Annotated in this window: 19 protein-coding genes; 4 read left to right on the top strand and 15 right to left on the bottom strand. The window is 57.5% G+C overall.

The window, feature by feature from the left end; all coding sequences use genetic code 11:
• Positions 1 to 3 precede the first annotated feature (3 nt).
• A complete protein-coding gene (locus AAHA41_RS15990; RefSeq protein WP_323068904.1) occupies positions 4 to 987 on the bottom strand; it encodes an aspartyl/asparaginyl beta-hydroxylase domain-containing protein in 984 nt (327 codons plus the stop codon).
• A 104-nt stretch (positions 988 to 1,091) separates the two neighbouring features.
• Complete coding sequence (locus AAHA41_RS15985) at positions 1,092 to 1,619, bottom strand: transposase (protein ID WP_323068905.1); 528 nt, start codon at positions 1,617 to 1,619, stop codon at positions 1,092 to 1,094.
• 455 nt (positions 1,620 to 2,074) lie between these two features.
• Between AAHA41_RS15985 and AAHA41_RS15980 the strand changes: the two genes are divergently transcribed.
• Positions 2,075 to 2,530, top strand: coding sequence for a hypothetical protein (locus AAHA41_RS15980; protein ID WP_323068939.1), 456 nt, complete (start codon positions 2,075 to 2,077; stop codon positions 2,528 to 2,530).
• Between the two features lie 200 nt (positions 2,531 to 2,730).
• Here AAHA41_RS15980 and AAHA41_RS15975 read toward each other — a convergent pair.
• Both AAHA41_RS15975 and ydfZ read right to left on the bottom strand, forming a co-directional pair.
• Positions 2,731 to 3,584 (bottom strand): IS5 family transposase gene (locus AAHA41_RS15975; RefSeq protein ID WP_323068906.1). Its coding sequence is split into 2 segments (ribosomal slippage): positions 2,731 to 3,242 and positions 3,242 to 3,584, totalling 855 coding nucleotides; the frame shifts between segments, so codons are not numbered across the junction.
• 34 nt (positions 3,585 to 3,618) lie between these two features.
• On the bottom strand, positions 3,619 to 3,840 hold the full coding sequence (gene ydfZ / locus AAHA41_RS15970) for a putative selenium delivery protein YdfZ (protein WP_323068907.1): 222 nt from the start codon (positions 3,838 to 3,840) through the stop codon (positions 3,619 to 3,621).
• A 225-nt stretch (positions 3,841 to 4,065) separates the two neighbouring features.
• On the opposite strand from ydfZ, the gene AAHA41_RS15965 reads away from it, so the two are divergent.
• Both AAHA41_RS15965 and AAHA41_RS15960 read left to right on the top strand, forming a co-directional pair.
• Positions 4,066 to 4,311, top strand: coding sequence for a hypothetical protein (locus tag AAHA41_RS15965; protein WP_323068908.1), 246 nt, complete (start codon positions 4,066 to 4,068; stop codon positions 4,309 to 4,311).
• A 158-nt stretch (positions 4,312 to 4,469) separates the two neighbouring features.
• On the top strand, positions 4,470 to 4,970 hold the full coding sequence (locus tag AAHA41_RS15960; RefSeq protein WP_323068910.1) for a DUF1993 domain-containing protein: 501 nt from the start codon (positions 4,470 to 4,472) through the stop codon (positions 4,968 to 4,970).
• Positions 4,971 to 5,069: 99 nt separating this feature from the next.
• On the opposite strand, the gene AAHA41_RS15955 is transcribed toward AAHA41_RS15960, so the two are convergent.
• The 7 genes from AAHA41_RS15955 to AAHA41_RS15925 all read right to left on the bottom strand — a co-directional run bounded on the left by AAHA41_RS15955 (position 5,070) and on the right by AAHA41_RS15925 (position 10,157).
• Complete coding sequence (locus AAHA41_RS15955) at positions 5,070 to 5,516, bottom strand: SRPBCC family protein (protein ID WP_323068912.1); 447 nt, start codon at positions 5,514 to 5,516, stop codon at positions 5,070 to 5,072.
• A gap of 79 nt (positions 5,517 to 5,595) precedes the next feature.
• Entirely contained in the window at positions 5,596 to 6,108 is a 513-nt protein-coding gene (locus AAHA41_RS15950; RefSeq protein WP_323068914.1) for a cupin domain-containing protein, read from the bottom strand.
• Between the two features lie 27 nt (positions 6,109 to 6,135).
• Positions 6,136 to 6,648, bottom strand: coding sequence for a cupin domain-containing protein (locus AAHA41_RS15945; RefSeq protein WP_323068916.1), 513 nt, complete (start codon positions 6,646 to 6,648; stop codon positions 6,136 to 6,138).
• 241 nt (positions 6,649 to 6,889) lie between these two features.
• Positions 6,890 to 7,555: a DUF3313 domain-containing protein gene (locus tag AAHA41_RS15940; protein ID WP_323068918.1), complete on the bottom strand. Its 666-nt coding sequence runs from the start codon at positions 7,553 to 7,555 to the stop codon at positions 6,890 to 6,892.
• A 250-nt stretch (positions 7,556 to 7,805) separates the two neighbouring features.
• Positions 7,806 to 8,441, bottom strand: a complete 636-nt coding sequence (locus tag AAHA41_RS15935; RefSeq protein ID WP_323068919.1) for a LysE family transporter — start codon at positions 8,439 to 8,441, stop codon at positions 7,806 to 7,808.
• 40 nt (positions 8,442 to 8,481) lie between these two features.
• Entirely contained in the window at positions 8,482 to 9,303 is an 822-nt protein-coding gene (locus tag AAHA41_RS15930) for an AraC family transcriptional regulator (protein ID WP_041209800.1), read from the bottom strand.
• A 74-nt stretch (positions 9,304 to 9,377) separates the two neighbouring features.
• Positions 9,378 to 10,157 (bottom strand): transporter substrate-binding domain-containing protein, encoded by a 780-nt coding sequence (locus AAHA41_RS15925; RefSeq protein WP_323068921.1) that lies wholly within the window; start codon positions 10,155 to 10,157, stop codon positions 9,378 to 9,380.
• Positions 10,158 to 10,362: 205 nt separating this feature from the next.
• On the opposite strand from AAHA41_RS15925, the gene AAHA41_RS15920 reads away from it, so the two are divergent.
• Entirely contained in the window at positions 10,363 to 10,902 is a 540-nt protein-coding gene (locus AAHA41_RS15920; RefSeq protein ID WP_323092190.1) for a hypothetical protein, read from the top strand.
• Positions 10,903 to 10,947: 45 nt separating this feature from the next.
• Here the strand turns inward: AAHA41_RS15920 and AAHA41_RS15915 are convergent, their stop codons facing one another.
• From AAHA41_RS15915 to AAHA41_RS15900, 4 genes are all read right to left on the bottom strand, one after another.
• Complete coding sequence (locus tag AAHA41_RS15915) at positions 10,948 to 12,147, bottom strand: 3-deoxy-D-manno-octulosonic acid transferase (protein WP_323068941.1); 1,200 nt, start codon at positions 12,145 to 12,147, stop codon at positions 10,948 to 10,950.
• Positions 12,148 to 12,282: 135 nt separating this feature from the next.
• Entirely contained in the window at positions 12,283 to 13,380 is a 1,098-nt protein-coding gene (locus AAHA41_RS15910; protein WP_323068923.1) for a glycosyltransferase family 9 protein, read from the bottom strand.
• 28 nt (positions 13,381 to 13,408) lie between these two features.
• Positions 13,409 to 14,425, bottom strand: a complete 1,017-nt coding sequence (locus tag AAHA41_RS15905; protein ID WP_323068924.1) for a lipopolysaccharide heptosyltransferase family protein — start codon at positions 14,423 to 14,425, stop codon at positions 13,409 to 13,411.
• Positions 14,426 to 14,428: 3 nt separating this feature from the next.
• Positions 14,429 to 15,142 carry a glycosyltransferase family 25 protein gene (locus AAHA41_RS15900; protein ID WP_323068926.1) on the bottom strand — a complete coding sequence of 238 codons (714 nt, stop codon included), beginning with the start codon at positions 15,140 to 15,142 and terminating at the stop codon, positions 14,429 to 14,431.
• Positions 15,143 to 15,155: the final 13 nt, after the last annotated feature.

Here is a 15,155-nt window from a genome sequence, read left to right as displayed (position 1 = left end):
ACCTTATGCTTGCCAAGAGTTAATGCTAAATCGTTCACCCATTGAGCGTTGCTCAACCATATAACGTTTGAGTGAAGTTGCCTTTTTTAATAACTCTGTCATTTTGGATTTTTTGGCCGCTTCAATGAGTAAATCGTAAGCCTCCCTTACTTCTATATCATGTGTAAAATGTAATTTAGATAAAGTAAACGTCAAGTCCTTGAACGTATTCTTGTTAAGTAAGGCGGATGTGTTTTCAATGATTACCTGCTTTTGATAGTCATCAATCTTATGACGCTTTATATGCTTTGTTTTTACATTGAAGTCAATATTTGCATTGTCTTTAAAAATGCATCTCTCATCTTCGTCATGAGTTAACATGAAGTCAAAACATAAAAACATGCGACTTTTAACGGAGAAATTTACTGCCGCATGGTCAATTCCAGCATCTAAAAACCATATCTCGCCAGGCATCATTTGAAACACTCCAGCTTCATCTGAGTGGAATGAATCATCATTCCTCTCAATGGCTAAAAACACCCTGAAGTATCTCTTCTCATTTCCAAGCTCAACAAAATCCCGATGAGGCATAACCATGCCATCAATCAAATTCCTTGCTCTAACCATTTTCAATTTATGAAGTTCGAAAATATCATCAATGATTCTTTTTATTGTCGGACACTGATCCATATAACTGGTTGGTAGGCACTTATCAGTATCTCTATACTGAGTATCTTCTATAAGCCCAGATGCATTATAGAGTGACAAATTCTTCCAAAATCCTTGTCCAAACTCGTCATATTCTTCACGCTGTTTAGGTATGGCATTTAAATAATCTATCTCTTTGTTGAGGTTATTACCTGTATTAGTTTCTCCATGAGCGCCGTATCCATACAAAGCCAAGTCAATCTTGCCAAGAACATAAGATGACATAACATAAACCCCTCTCATTGATAACCATTTTGCAACATGCGGCGGCATGGTATCTATTGGAACCTTGTGCGTCAAGCAAATCTCTCGATGGGGCTGGAAGGGCCGTAGGTTCGATTAGCGAAGCGTAATCGGACGGTCGCGTAATCGGTCGCTTACAACTGAACAACCCTTTTAGGGGTTTACTCCAATCCCCCCACCCCATCCACCGACCCACACCAATCCTGCGGATAGACGCCGCTCGCCACGTAACGATGGAAGGTGGAATATGGCCAATCGGCCACCCGCGTGACATGACCATGTTTGAGCGGGTTGATATTGACGTAATCCATATGGTGGCGGTAATCCTGCTCATCCCGGATCAGGTGTTCCCAATAATGGCGCTGCCAGATGCCCCGCTCCCCGTGGCGTAACCGGGTCTGGCTGCGCCGTTCGTTCACTGGCAAGGCGCGGGAAAAGTGGCTTTTGATCAGCCGCCAACGCAGGGGGAAATCGCTGTCCCCCTCCGGCAATGAGAGAATGCAGTGGAGATGGTCGGGCAACACCACCCATGCGTGAATGGCGAAGGGGTGAGACTGTTGCACCTTGGTAACGCTATGGCGCAGCAGGTCAATCTGCTCCACCAGCAACCGGTTGTTGCGCCTCTCCAGCAGGTTGACGGTGAAGAACCAGGTTCCTCCGGGCCACCATGCCCGCCGCCAATTGGCCATCCTTTTCCCCTCATCGAGACCGAAAAGCCAAGCATAGCCTTGCCTCACTTCGATCTGCTTGCGGGTGGTGATGGTGCGGATGTTCCATTGCGCGATCGTCCGATTACGCTTCGCTAATCGAACCTACAAATCCCTTTTACTTCGAGCCATTCCCGTTATCTCAAATCGGCCATTGCCCTCCGGCGCCCCGCTGGCAGCCAAACGGGAGCGTGTGGCTTACCACCTGTCGGTATAAGACAAGACGAGGGCACTTTCGCAAAACCTATAAATTAAATTTATATAAACCGTTTTGACTGCAACTCAGGGCTCGGGGCCGCCATCACAGGCACCAACAAGGGGTTGGCCGATCTGAATTGCAACTGCGCGTTGCTTTAACCACACCGCCAGCCAAGGCATACTGCCCCGTCATCAGATGGGAGTCATTAATGTCTAAGTGGATACCGACTCTGCGCCGGATGGGGCGCTGGTTTTTGCGAAAAACGGCGCAGGCGCTGCTGACCAGCCTGCTGTTTATGATCTCGTTTACCCTGTTTCAATACGTATCGTGGTGGCCTGCACTGACCGAGGATACTTCCCTCGAATGGAGTAGCCTCTCTTCAGAAAGGACCTTTGCTGAACTGGCCCCAACCATGCTGGAGTTCAGCGCCTTACTCGCGTGTGTTTACTTACCCCTGTTTTTGCTGATACCCCGCCCGCTATTGTTGCCGCTCTTTGCCGGACTCTGGTTGTGGCAAACCTATGACCTCGCTTTTATGACGGCAACCGCTTCGACCTGGCTGCCACACGAGATCATCTGGAGCTTTATCCTGCCCCACACCCACTGGCTGCTGCTCACGCTACTGTCGCCTCTGCTGCTGATCCGCCATGCAGGCAGGCGGCTATTTGCGGCGGCTCCAGCCATTCAGAAATGAGCCACCTTGCTGGCAGGCCGTAACTTTCGATGACGCTTCGCTGCTCGAATCAGCTCGATGGCTCAAACCGGCTTGAGGCGATGCAATATCAGGGCGGGCAATAGAGGAAGGAAACTCAGAAACCCGGCCGTCAGGCACGGCGGCCGAGTGAATTGTAAAGAGTAGGGTGACAGGGAAAGGGATCAGCCTAGGCTGCGTTCTCAAAATGCTGGTTTTCTGTCCACCAATAGTTCCCGTAAGTAACGAAGGCAGAAAGCCAGCTTGATAAAAGCAGCAAAACTTCCCGCCAGCTTTTCATACCTCGTTGAGAATCGGCGAAACTTCTTCAGCCATCCAAAGCACCGTTCGACCACATTTCTCCTACGATAACGAGCTTTGTCTAACACCATTGGGCGCCCCTTATGGTGCCGTTGCTGGTCGCTGCGCTGCGGGATAACCGCTTTTATCTTTCTTCGCCGGAGTTCTGCCCGCAGAGCCCTGCTGCTATAGGCCTTATCTGCGGCAAGATGAGTAGGCCGAGTGCGATAACGGCCTGATGAGGTCGGTATCCTTGCCATGGCCAACGCACTTGTCGCATATCTGATTTCCGCTGATTGCCCCGGTGAAAGGCAGAACCCCAGCGGTAAACCATTACCATCAGTGACCAAGTGAATTTTGCTGCCAAAACCACCACGAGAGCGACCAAGCGCTTGATTCACCGGAGTGTTTTTTTAAGCGCTCCGGCAGCATCTTTGGATGCCCTGACATTGGAGCCGTCAATGCACCACAGGTCGAAGTCGATAAGCCCTTCTTCATTGAGATGCAGTTGCAGCGCAGCAAGGATGGCATCGATACGACCGGTACTCAGCCAACGTCGAAAGGTGTTATAGACCGAGCTCCATGGGCCGAAACGTTCTGGTAGATTTCGCCAAGGTGCGCCGGTATGAAGAATCCAGAGAATGCCATCAAGCACTTGGCGTGGCTCACGAGTAGGGCGTCCGCTTATGCGGCGACATAGAAAAAGGGGCTCGATAAGCCCCCATTGTGCATCGGTCAACTGGTAACGACGGGACACTGCATAGGTCTTAAGCTGTTGAGAAGATTTGAGATTATATATTCATCACTTTAAGAACACAGCCTAGTCTAATCAACTCGATGGGGGCGTAGCGCTCCCCGGAGTTTGCCAGCAGCACGCACTTCTCGTGCTCCGCCTGATAGGGAGTCATGTTGTCGGTATGAGCCTCTTTCAGGAAGTCGACGGCGCCGGTGGCGGCAATCATGACGCGCTGACCCTGGTTCAGCACATTTCGGTTCCGGTCATAGATCTTCATTACACTCTCCTTTTCTTGTACCCGGGTGGGTGCTCCGGGCAGCGGGATCAGCCTACGCCTCTGAAAAAAGGTGATTTATGTCACAGATCAAAAAAGGGGCAGAGAGGGACTCACCGGACGAAAAAGTCAGCGTTGCTGCGGCCAGTCCCTGCGTTGGCCCGGCTGGCTATCACTCGCGCGGATATCGCCCGCCACCCCGTCGTGCCAAGCTGAGGGGAAATTGGTGTGACGGCGCCACCGGAGGGGATGATGTCACTGCTGCAACGGCTCAACGACCTGCTCGACCTTGTCGATTTCATTACCGACTTCCCGCGCTTCTGGCGGGTCTATGTGGGGCTCCTCTGCACCCTTGGCGCCTGTGCGCTGGTTGCCAGCACCCAGGATTCGCCCGACGGGCTGGAGTTCGTGTTCGGCGTCATAGTGGTGCTTGGCATCGGCCTGACCCTGCTCTGGCAGCGAGCCGCCCGCTGATCGCCACCTCCTGTCGTATCACAGACCCCTGCCCCGCGCTTTTGTGCGCGCCGGGCTCGAACCCGGCAGCGGTTGGGGTATATTGGTGGCCGATTAGCCAGTCTCATTCACCGTGGCCGCGCACGCGGGCCGCTGTTTCAACAAGATGGAGAGTGCTCATGAATCGCGATATCACCGCCCAGTTCATCAAGATGCTGACCAATCTGGATCACTGTCTGGCCAAGGCCGAGGCCCACGCCGCAGCGAAACAGTTCAACGTGGATAACTTCTTTGGCGATCGGCTGATCGTCGATATGCTGCCCTTCAGCAAGCAGGTGCTGATCTGCTGCGATTCGGCCCGCAGCGTGGTGGCCACCGCCAGCCACAGCGAGCTGCCGGCCATGGGCGATGAGCCCAAAACCATCGCCGATCTGCGTGCCCATATCGGCAAGACCATCACCTATCTGCAGGGCAAGCTGGAGGCGGACTACAGCCAGTATGCCAGCGGCCATTACGTGCCCCACTGGGCGGGCGGCAAGGGGATGGATGGCCATACCTGCGTCCATGAGTACGGCATTCCCAACTTCTACTTCCACCTCACCATGGCCTACGCCCTGCTGCGCCGCGCCGGGGTCGATCTCGGCAAGCGCGACTATCTGGGCGGGCTCAATATGCAATAAGGTCGCCCCGACCAGAATGACGAGAGCCTGCCATCTGGCAGGCTCTTTTTATTGCAAGCGGCTGGCGAGCGGGGTGAATGCCCGGCCCGCCACCGGCCATTAAGCGGGGATATCCGGCTCCACCAGCGCCACCAGCTGGGTCAGCGACTCCTGCCAGCCGAGATAGCACATCTCCAGCGGGATGGCGGCGGGGATCCCCTCCTGCACCACCGCCAGCTCGGTGCCGCAACTCACCGCGGTCAGGATGATGGAGACATGGATCACCCCGGCGAGACCGGGCTCATCGAAGCGATCGGTGTAGCGAATCCGCTCGCCCGGCAGCAGTTCGAGGTATTCACCACCGAAGGTCTGGCTATGGCCGCTGGCGAAGTTGGTGAAGAACATCCGGAACGAGCCGCCAACCCGGGCATCCAGATGCTCCACCTGACAGGTAAAGCCGTGGGGCGGCAGCCATTTGGCCAGCGCCTGCGCCTCGGTAAAGGCCCGATAGACCCGCATCGGCGGCGCCTTGATGACGCGATGAAGTCGCACTGTTCCTGTTGTCATGTTCACCTCCTTGCAGGATTGAGTCCCAAAGGATAGTCGCCAGCGCGGGAAACGCCCCATCGGGCGGCCCTCCCCTGCGCTAGAAGGGGCCGTTGCTCTCGCGCAGCTTGTCGGGCAGGCCGTCGTGATCGCCCAGCTCGCGCGCGGGCACGTCGTCCCAGTGCAGCTTGCCGAGGGTGATATTGCGCTCGGGGTGGACGGCGTAGTGGATGCGGTTGTCCTCCCGCTCGGTATCGCCGATGCAGAGCAGGCGGACAGTCTCTTCGGTGTTGTTGATAAAGGCGTGGGCCAGCCCGTCACCGGCCTTGAAGCCGACCGAGTCGCCCGGTTGCAGCCGATAGAGCACGCCATCGAGCCAGACATCGGGGGTGCCTTCCAGCACGTGGACGAACTCGTCCTCGGTCTTTTCGGCGTGGGGCCAGCTGGTGCGGTGGCCGGGCTCGACGATCTCGTGGTGGATGCCGATGCGGCTAAAGCCAAAGTGCTTGCCGAGGGCGCAACCGCGCGACAGGGGCTCCTGACTGCCGGAGTAGTACCGCGGCTCCTGCTCTTGCAGCTCGCTCCAGTGTTTGATGCAGGGGTGGCGGTTCATAGTGGTTCCTTATGCTATGAGGGGCAGTTAGAAAGGGCCGTTGCGCTCTCGCAGCCGGTCAGGCAGCCCATCGTGAGCACCCAGCTCCCGCTCGGGCACGTCATCCCAATGGCGTGCACCAATCTGGCGGTTGTACTCGGGGTGCAGGGCATAGTGGATGAGGTTGTCGGCGCGATCCCGATCACCTACGCAGAGCAATCGCACCGGCTCATCGGTATTGTTGATAAAGGTGTGGGCCAGCCCGTCACCGGCCTTGAAACCGACCGAGTCGCCCGGTTGCAGCCGATAGAGCACGCCGTCGAGCCAGACATCGGGGGTGCCTTCCAGCACGTGGACGAACTCGTCCTCGGTCTTTTCGGCGTGGGGCCAGCTGGTGCGGTGGCCGGGCTCGACGATCTCGTGGTGAATGCCGATGCGGCTGAAGCCAAAGTGGCTGCCCAGTGCGCTGCCGAGGGACATCCGCTCCTCGCTGCCGGGGTACGATCCCGGCTCCGGTTCTTGCAGCTCGCGCCAGTGTTTGATGTTGGGGTGACGGGTCATAGCGATTCCTTTTCTATGAGGGGGTGGTCACGGAAGGGTCATCCTAACTGCCAAAATGCGGGGGAGAAAAGCAGAAATCGGTCGGCCCGTGGCACAGCGGATGGTGTGGCGGCGGACTCGGCAACGGACTGATCGCCCGAATGGCAAGGGCTGCGAGCCATGGCGGCGGCCCGCCAGCGGGCCAAAAAAAGAGGGGGCCGCTGGCTCCCCTCTCGATGATGTCGCTGCTTACTTGCCGAGCTTACTTGCCAAGATTGTCGGCCAGCTGCTTGGCACGATTGGCCGCCCACTGGTCGATCATCTTCTCCATCTCCTCGGCGGTGATGGGCGAATCCTTGTGGGTGGTATCCGGAGTCTCGCGGGCATCCATCACCCGCACCAGCAGTTTGCCGCTCTGGGAGTCGAGCAGCTGGGCCATGCTGCCCACCTTGAGCAGGTAGGGCTCCTTGCCGATCACTTCACGGGTAACGTTGATGGCGATCTTGGCCGGCATCAGGTCACGCAGTTTCGGGTCGGGGCGGGTCAGGTCGAAGTTGGTGACGGCCGCCTGGATCCGCATCACTTTCGGGCCGGGGGCGGTGGCAATCTTGACGCCGTGCTGGATCAGTTCGCTCTGGAACTTGTCGTGGTAGTAGCGGCCAATCTGGTTCTGTTCGTTGGCGGTCAGCAGATACCACTGGCCATTCTCCTGCCGGATAAACTGGAGCGGATCGAGCAGCACCTCATTGTATTGGCGCAGATCAACGCCCGGCTCCTTGTAGACCCGCTGGTTGGGGTTGCTCTCGTTCGGCTGGAAGGCGCTGAAGGGGACAGTTTGCAGCGACTGCAAGCTGTAGGAGACCTGATTTTTTACGGCGCAGCCGCCCAGAAGGGCCGCCGCCATGGCAACCATCACGACCTTTTTCATATTTGCTCCTGCATTGACCGATTGTTTTTGCTGTGGATTTTGCTCCACACGGCTGGCGATCCCGTGCTGGTTGCCTCCGATTCACCCAGAGAAATACCCTATTTCCCCCCTCCCTCACAAGCGCCATCTGCCGAATGTTCAGGCGCCATCCAAGTTGTCATACGGAACGGGGGAAAATGCCCGCCAGCGGGCAGGCGACAAACTCAATCGGAGCAGGTAAATGGGGGACGAATCCCCCACCTCCTCTCTGTCAGGCGATCAGCTCGACGCCCATGCTGGCCAGAATGGAGAGGCTCACCGTCGCAAACAACACGCCGGTGACCAGATTGAGTGGCCGCTGCACCCGTTGCAGCAACTGCTGGGCGCGGGAGGTGGAGAGGCTCCAGGCCAGCATGCCGAACCAGCAGACCGAGATGATAAAGAGCTCGACCACCAGCAGGCTGCGGGTCACTCCATCCACCTCTGGTGACACCATGGCCGCCAGCATGCCGATAAAGAACACCAGCGCCTTGGGGTTGAGCAGGTTGGTGGCGATACCGGCGCGCACGCCCTTGCCCCAACCGCGCAGTTCGTTGGCGGCACTCTGCATCACGGTACTGCTCTGCTGGCGAGCCGCCATCAGGGCGCCCCAGCCCAGCCAGCCCAGATAGAGGGCGCCACCGCACTTGATCACCATAAACAGCATGGGGTTGTTGGCGATCAGCATGCTGATGCCGGTCAGGCTCAGAGTGGCGTGCACCATGATAGCGAGCGAAATACCGAGCGCGGCGCCAAGGGCGGTCGGCCGATGCAGGCTGGTACGCAGGATCAGGGCAAAATCGGGGCCGGGGCTGGCCAGCCCGATCAAGTGCATAAGGCCAAGGGTAAGGAAAAGACTGGTCAGCATAGCAACTCTCAAAAAAGTGATATGCCGCCAGCATGGCGGATCAGCGGGGCGTTCGGCTTGTAAAAGATTGCATCTGGGCACGAAATTCGGCGGGCGTCAGGCCAAAAGCCTGGCGAAAACCGTGGTGGAAATGGCTCTGGTCGAAGAAACCGACCGCCAGCGCCACCTCGCTCACCGCCATGCCGCTCGCCAACAGCCGCTTACCCTGCTCCAGCCGCAGCCGCTTGAGCCAGGCGTAGGGCGTCATGCCGCTGCGCTTCTTGAACTGGCGCAAAAAGGCGAAGCGATCGAGACCGACCAGCCCCGCCAGCTCCTCCAGCGAGTGAGGCTCGTCGAGCCGGGCCAGCAGATAGTCGCGCAGATAGCGCAGTTGGGGATCGGCCAGCTGGTGTACTTCGGGCGCCAGTTGCAGCAGCTCCCCGAGCAGGGCGAGCAGCTGCCCCTCGATCAGCAGGCCATCAGCCTGCGGGTTGTCGAGGTAACTGTGCAGTTGGGCAAAGCCCTGATAAAGGTCGGGGCGGCTCTGCAGCCCCTTGTCGAAGAAGGGCTCCGGCTGATCGGGCAGCCAGAGGGAGAGCTGCTGCGGATCGATGGCAAAGACCCGCACCTCGTACCCTTCCGGCAGCAGGCTGAGGCCGTCGTGCACCTCGTCCGGGTTGACGGTCGACAGCTCGCCGCGCACCAGGGTGTGGCTGTTTCCCTTGTGGATAAACTTCTGGCCACCCCGCTGCACCAGCCCGATATGGTAGTCGAGATGGACATGGCGGCCATAGCTGAACGCCCGGTGATGGGAGTGTGACAGCTCGACCCCCGGCAGGTGCGGGGATTGCCAGTAGCGGATAAGGGAATCAGTGGTACTCATGGGCTATAGATACACCGCAAGCAAGCTGGAAAGCTTGTAGATTATTGCATTCCGGCCGCGCGGTTGCAGCAGGCTCAACGACCACCCAAACGAGCCGGCGGATCCACTAGCGAGACGAGGGGGTGCTGTTCGAACACATGTTGCAACGCCTGCGCCAACGCGGGCTGCTGCGCCGCCAACGTTTTGGCCAGCGCCATGTGCACTTCCAGCGGGGTAACCGGCAGATAGATGAGACGGGTCGCCACCGACTGCTGGGCCCGGAAGTAGTTGGCCGAGATATCGTTGGAAAAGAGCGCGGCATCGATCCGCCCACGCACCAGCTTCTGCATGTTGCCATGCTCCCAGTTACGCTGGGAGAGAGCATCAATCCGGATCTGAGGATGCTGCAGCAGTGGCGGCACGATCGCCTGACTCGACCAGCCAATCGCGGCGCCGTAGAGGTCCGCCTGCCGCTCGACCGACCGCAACCGTGATGGCGCCAGCACCACCAGCACAGGCCGCAGCAACAACAGATAAGGCTCGACATAGTGGATGTGCTTTGCCCGCTCGGGGGTATAGCTCAACAACGGCGTCAGTTCGCATTCACCACTTTCTAGATTACTGAGCAAGCGCGCGACATTGAGACCCTGCCATGCGATCGGCCGCCCCAGCACGGGCTCTACATGAAGTCTGAAATAGTCGATCACCGGCCCGGAGACCTTGCCCTGCGGATCGATGGAAACCAGTGGAGCCAGCTGGAAAACACATCCCCGCAGGGGCGCACTGGCCGCGACAGATGGGTTGAACATGATAGAGGGAAGAACAAGTGCCGAGAGCACTGACAGCAAACGCATACCTGAAAGAGAAATGCCCATAAGTGCCGACCCGATACCCTGATAGCCATCAGCATGGCACAAGGCAGTAGGGCGGGCTATCTCCCCCCTTGCCCCCAACTTGCCGCCGGATATCACCAGCCGGTTCTATTGCGATAAAAATCAATAAACCCTTTGTTTTGATAGACTTTTTATCATTGCGTATAGTGCCTTCAAAATTCACACCCATCTCTTAAGTGGTACTTTTATGAGACTCTTACTGATTGCCTTATCCTTTTTCGCTGCAACTGCAAGCGCCAGTGAACAACTGTCCGTGCCTTACTATGACTGGGGTGGCTGCCCCTTTGAAGGGTGTACCTATCAGCAGTGGACAACCAAACAGGAAGTGATTGCCAGAGCCGAGCCCTCTTTGACCGCCAAAACCCTGTTCAAGGTACCGCGTGGTAAAAAGGTCGAGGGACTGACCGGCGTGGTCATCGTCGAAAAGCCCGGGACAGTCAAGATTCTGAAACCGGTCAAGCTCGGCTATAACGACAAGGGTGAGGGCCCGCTACTCAACCTGAAAGCAGGCGAACAGCTGTATACGCTGGCCAGTATCGGGGAAGGGGCGATGCGGTTCTGGTACAAGGGCAAGACCTACACGCTGGACTATGACTACGAGCGCCCCCAGATCAAATATGGCGCCACACCGAAAAGCCAATGGTGGGTAAAAATTCGTGACCAGCAAGGACGTGAGGGCTGGGTTGCCGAAGCCAAAAACTTCGCCCATATGGATCGTTTCGAGTAATAACGGCAGCCTGCCCCAAGCTCGGGGGCAGGCTGTTGACGAGAGTTACAGCCCGGGTAGCAGCTTCATCTCCTGCAAATACTCCTGCACCTGCTGCTTGTAGTCCGCCTGATAGGAGAACTTGGTGCTGTCGCTCGCCGCAATCAGGTTGACTGCGGTGCAGAACAGGGTGGCCGCCAGCAGCCCCTTGCCAACCCACTGTGGATAACGACGGCTCCAGCGCACCAGCAGCAGCAGGATCGGGAACAATGCGTAGGGGAAGATCAGCATCAGGTGCCAGTAGTTGAAGATGATGGGCGACAGCGCCGCACTCACCAGCACCGCCAGCACCGCCGCCAGTGCATAGAGGCCGAGCCAGCTCTCGCCATCTACTGGCGCACGGTCGCTGCGCAGCAGACGCGGCTTGAGTTCCCGCCACAGCTGCCAGTTGGCCTTGGCCGCCAGCAACACAGTTGCGGAACCCACGCCGTAAATCGCGATGCGCCACAGCCAGATCGCTGCCATCTGCAGGTATTCGTGCCCCGCCAGCCAGATGAACTGGGTGTCGTTGACCAGCTTGCTGGCAAACAGCCAGGAGCCATAGCGCAGCCAGTAGAGCACTGATTTCAGCACCGGATAGACGTGCACCAGCCCCCAGCCGATATAGCGTTGGCGTGCCTCGGGATCGACGTTCTGGGTGATGTGGCTATTGCTCATCACTTCCATCGCGTAAGGGATCAGGGAGGCACCGATCAGCAGGGTAGCCACCACCACCCCGCTCCAGCTCACCTTGAGAATGCGGCGCCAGAAGAGATAGGTGGACATCACCGCCAGCAGCGGCCAGGAGTAGTGCAGCTGCATCGCCATGCCGATGGCCAGCAGGTGGACGATAATGTGCCAGAAGGAGGCTCGCTCGCGCATATGCCAGGCCGACCAGCAGTGCATGGCCGAGAAGAGGAACAGATAAGAGGGGTTGTAGAGCAGACTCTCGTACTGGAACCAGGGGTTGAGCCAGCAGAGCACCAGAAACAGCAGACGCACCCTGTCATCAAACACCTGGCGGATCACCGCATCAAACAGCAGAAACCCGACCAACCGCATCGCCAGCAGCAGCACCATGGGGGCATAGGGAGAGTCCCACAGCAGCAGCGGCCCACCGATCAGCCAGGCCGACAAGCTGCCCGGCACATTGCCCACCGCACTCGCCGCATTGCCATAGCTGAGCCAGACCCCCTCATAGGCACCCAGGTAACCTTTGTAAAGCATCTGGGTCTGATCGCCGGTGAGGAGTTGCAACTGGAAGAAAATCAGGGAGATCAGCAGCCCCCCGCCAAGGCCCAGATAAAACAACCCTTTGGATCCGCTCCTCTTTTGTAATTCGTTCAATCCCTGTGGCTCCTGTTATGTAGGGTTCTTGCAATTCATCGAGGCAATCCATCTGACGAAGGTCTGCTCGAACTCGTTCATATCCAGCGAATTGATATCCTGACTGGTCAGTGACTTGGAAAAAAGCGTCATGGCATCCCGGGTATTGGGGTGCCACTCAGCGTAGTTTTCACCTCCCCCGCCCAGATCCGGGTTATAGAGTCCCAGGATCGGCAAGTTCAGCCCCGCCGCAATATGCACGGTGGCGGTATCTACCGACACCAGAGCAACCGAGTGACGCAGCTGGGTAAAGAGCCCGCCGAGCGATGGTGCCTCTGGCGACAGCAGGATCCGTGCTGGCTCGCTGGCTTTATCGCGCAATGTGGCGACCTCCTGCTCCATCCCTGGCGGGAAAAGCAGGCAGAGGGGTTGCTGGCAATGGGCCAGCATCAGCTCCAGCATGCGGGCAATCATCTCCGGTCGCAGACGGCGGGCGCCACCGCTGCCATACGGGTTGAAAGCGATCACCTGTTGCGCGGCAGGCCACCATGCTGCCAGATTTTGCTCCCACTCGGGACTATGGGGGATCACATATCGGGTATCGGGGTCGCGAATCCCCATGCTGTCCAGCAGCGCCGCAAACTTGTCGGCAAAGTGGCGTCCAGCCGTGCGTTCGCCAAGCTTGATATCAATGGAAGCCAGCGCATCATCCATGCCCGCAATGTGGCAGGCATCGACCTGATTCAAAAAGTAGATATCTTTCATCTTCAGCGACTTGCCAAGATGGGCCAGATATCCGACCCGTCCCAGCGAGTGCGCCAGCGCTTTCAGCTCGCCATAAGCCGGACGCTTGGGTACCTCGATGACCCGATCAGCTCCCAGATGATCGCGAAATAGCGGAGCCATGGCATGGGTCGTCACGACCCACACTTCCCGCCCAGGCTGGGCCCGGCGAATCTCCCGTGAAACCCAGGAGGAGACGATGGCATCACCCAGCTTGGCATCCCAACGAAGCAACACCACCTTGCCACTGCCATCGTCAGCCGGACGACTGCGCGCCCGGTCAAACAACCAGCGGCCCAACCGGCGACGCAATACATCGCGCGCCAGTTGCAGCTCATTAATCAGTCCCATGGAGACCTCGGAATGCAAACAAAGGGGATCAGGATACCAGCATGCTGTTGAGGGCGGCACTCACTTCGGCCACCTTCAGGGTCGCGAGGCTCTCTCCCGGGGCTCTCACCAGCTGATGGGAACCATAAAGGGGAATAAAAGCATCGCGCCACGGCTCGCTGTTCATCAGGATCAGGGTGGGAACCTCGTAGGAGGCCGCAATGTGGATGATCGAGGTATCGGTGGATAACACGGCGCACGCATCGCGGATCAGCGTCGCTGAATCCAGAATCGAATCCGGATAGATGACGGAGAGATCCGGTCGGGCAACAGCTAGGGGTTCGCGACTAAACAGCAGATAGCGAAGATTGTCGTGAGCAGGCAAAGCCCGCAGCAACTCGCCTTGCAGCTCACGGCCAATGGTATTGCCGCGCTGGCTGCCAGCCAGATTGACGATCACATAGCGCCCAAAACTGCCGGTCTCATAATCGGGATTACAGGGGCAGGGAATATTGGTTGCTGAGGTTTCACCCTCAGCAATAGCCAGCATCCGGTTGACGAAGTGAGGCTCGCGAGCGGCCGCCACTTCACGAGCTCGCAGCCGGAAATCGGGCAGCAATCTCTGCTGATTGTCGCTTTTGCGTCGCAGCGGCAAAGAGACCAGACGACTATTGGCAACAAACAGCATCTTGGCCATGGCCAGTTCGTCCGGCTCATCGAAAAGATTGATCACCAAATCAAACTGTCGTGCCTTCAATGCTCGCAACTGGCGCCAACCGTCTGCATCCCACAGACGATCGTTCAGCGTAACGGGATGGCAGGCCACCACTCCGTCTACGGTACGAGCCAAGGTTGCATTGCGCGGACTGCACAGCAGCTCAACGGCGGCCTCTGGATAACGCCGTTTCAGGGCATCCAGTGCTGGCAGTGACAACACAAAGTCACCGATGGCATCGAAACAGATAACGAGCAGAGAGCGGACTGGCTCTTCAATCTTCTTCGCCGCAGGCTGGGCACAAAGCAAATGGCGAGCAAACCAGAACTTGGCAAATTTCTTCAGATTCATGCTTTATTCGCCCGACATCGACTGCTTGTCGTCGGCGCCCTGCTCGAGATAGTGACCATAAGCACGATCATCAATCGTGGTGGCAAATAGATCGACATCAAGGCAGCAAGGTTCAACACCGGAAGCGCTCACGCCAGTCAATTGCAGGAGCCCCGTCAGATAGTCCGCCGGCATCCGTACCGGATAGGCCCTGGCCAATAACTTTTTGGCCCCCTCCAGCGTCAATATGTAACCAGCAGCAGATAACACCGCACGCCTGGAACCTTTGCTGGGCGACCTGTATTTGGCAAGCCTGTAACCCTCTGGCAGGGCTCGCAAAAGAGGCCATTTTTTAGCCTTGCCATGGTGCAGGAAGACAATGTCGGATCGATTGCAGGAGGCTATCTTTTCAACGATTTTCTTGAAGTGCATATGCAGGTAAGCGTCATCTTCAAGAATGACACAACGCTCGATACCCTTTGCGACCATCATCTCGTAAAGCTTGATATGACTAAGAGCGCACCCGATCTCGCCAGGGCTCAGTTCATGTCCGGAAAAAGCTTTGGCTTCAACCATATCAACCAGCCCGACATCTCCTTCCGTCAAGTTACGGCCATCAATGGCATCAAAAAATCTGAATTCAATGCCTAAATGCTTCATCTGCTTGCACGCCATCTCTCGGCGTTCGGCACTACGGGAAAGACTGATGACAAAAACTGGGATCATGTTATCTACCATCCGAACCCCCTCA

The sequence above is a fragment of the Aeromonas sp. SER genome, assembly GCF_038739615.1.
In the GTDB taxonomy this organism is placed as follows: Bacteria; Pseudomonadota; Gammaproteobacteria; order Enterobacterales; family Aeromonadaceae; genus Aeromonas; species Aeromonas jandaei.
The sequence above is the reverse complement of the archived record's forward strand: the minus strand, read 5'-3'. Positions and strand labels throughout refer to the sequence as shown.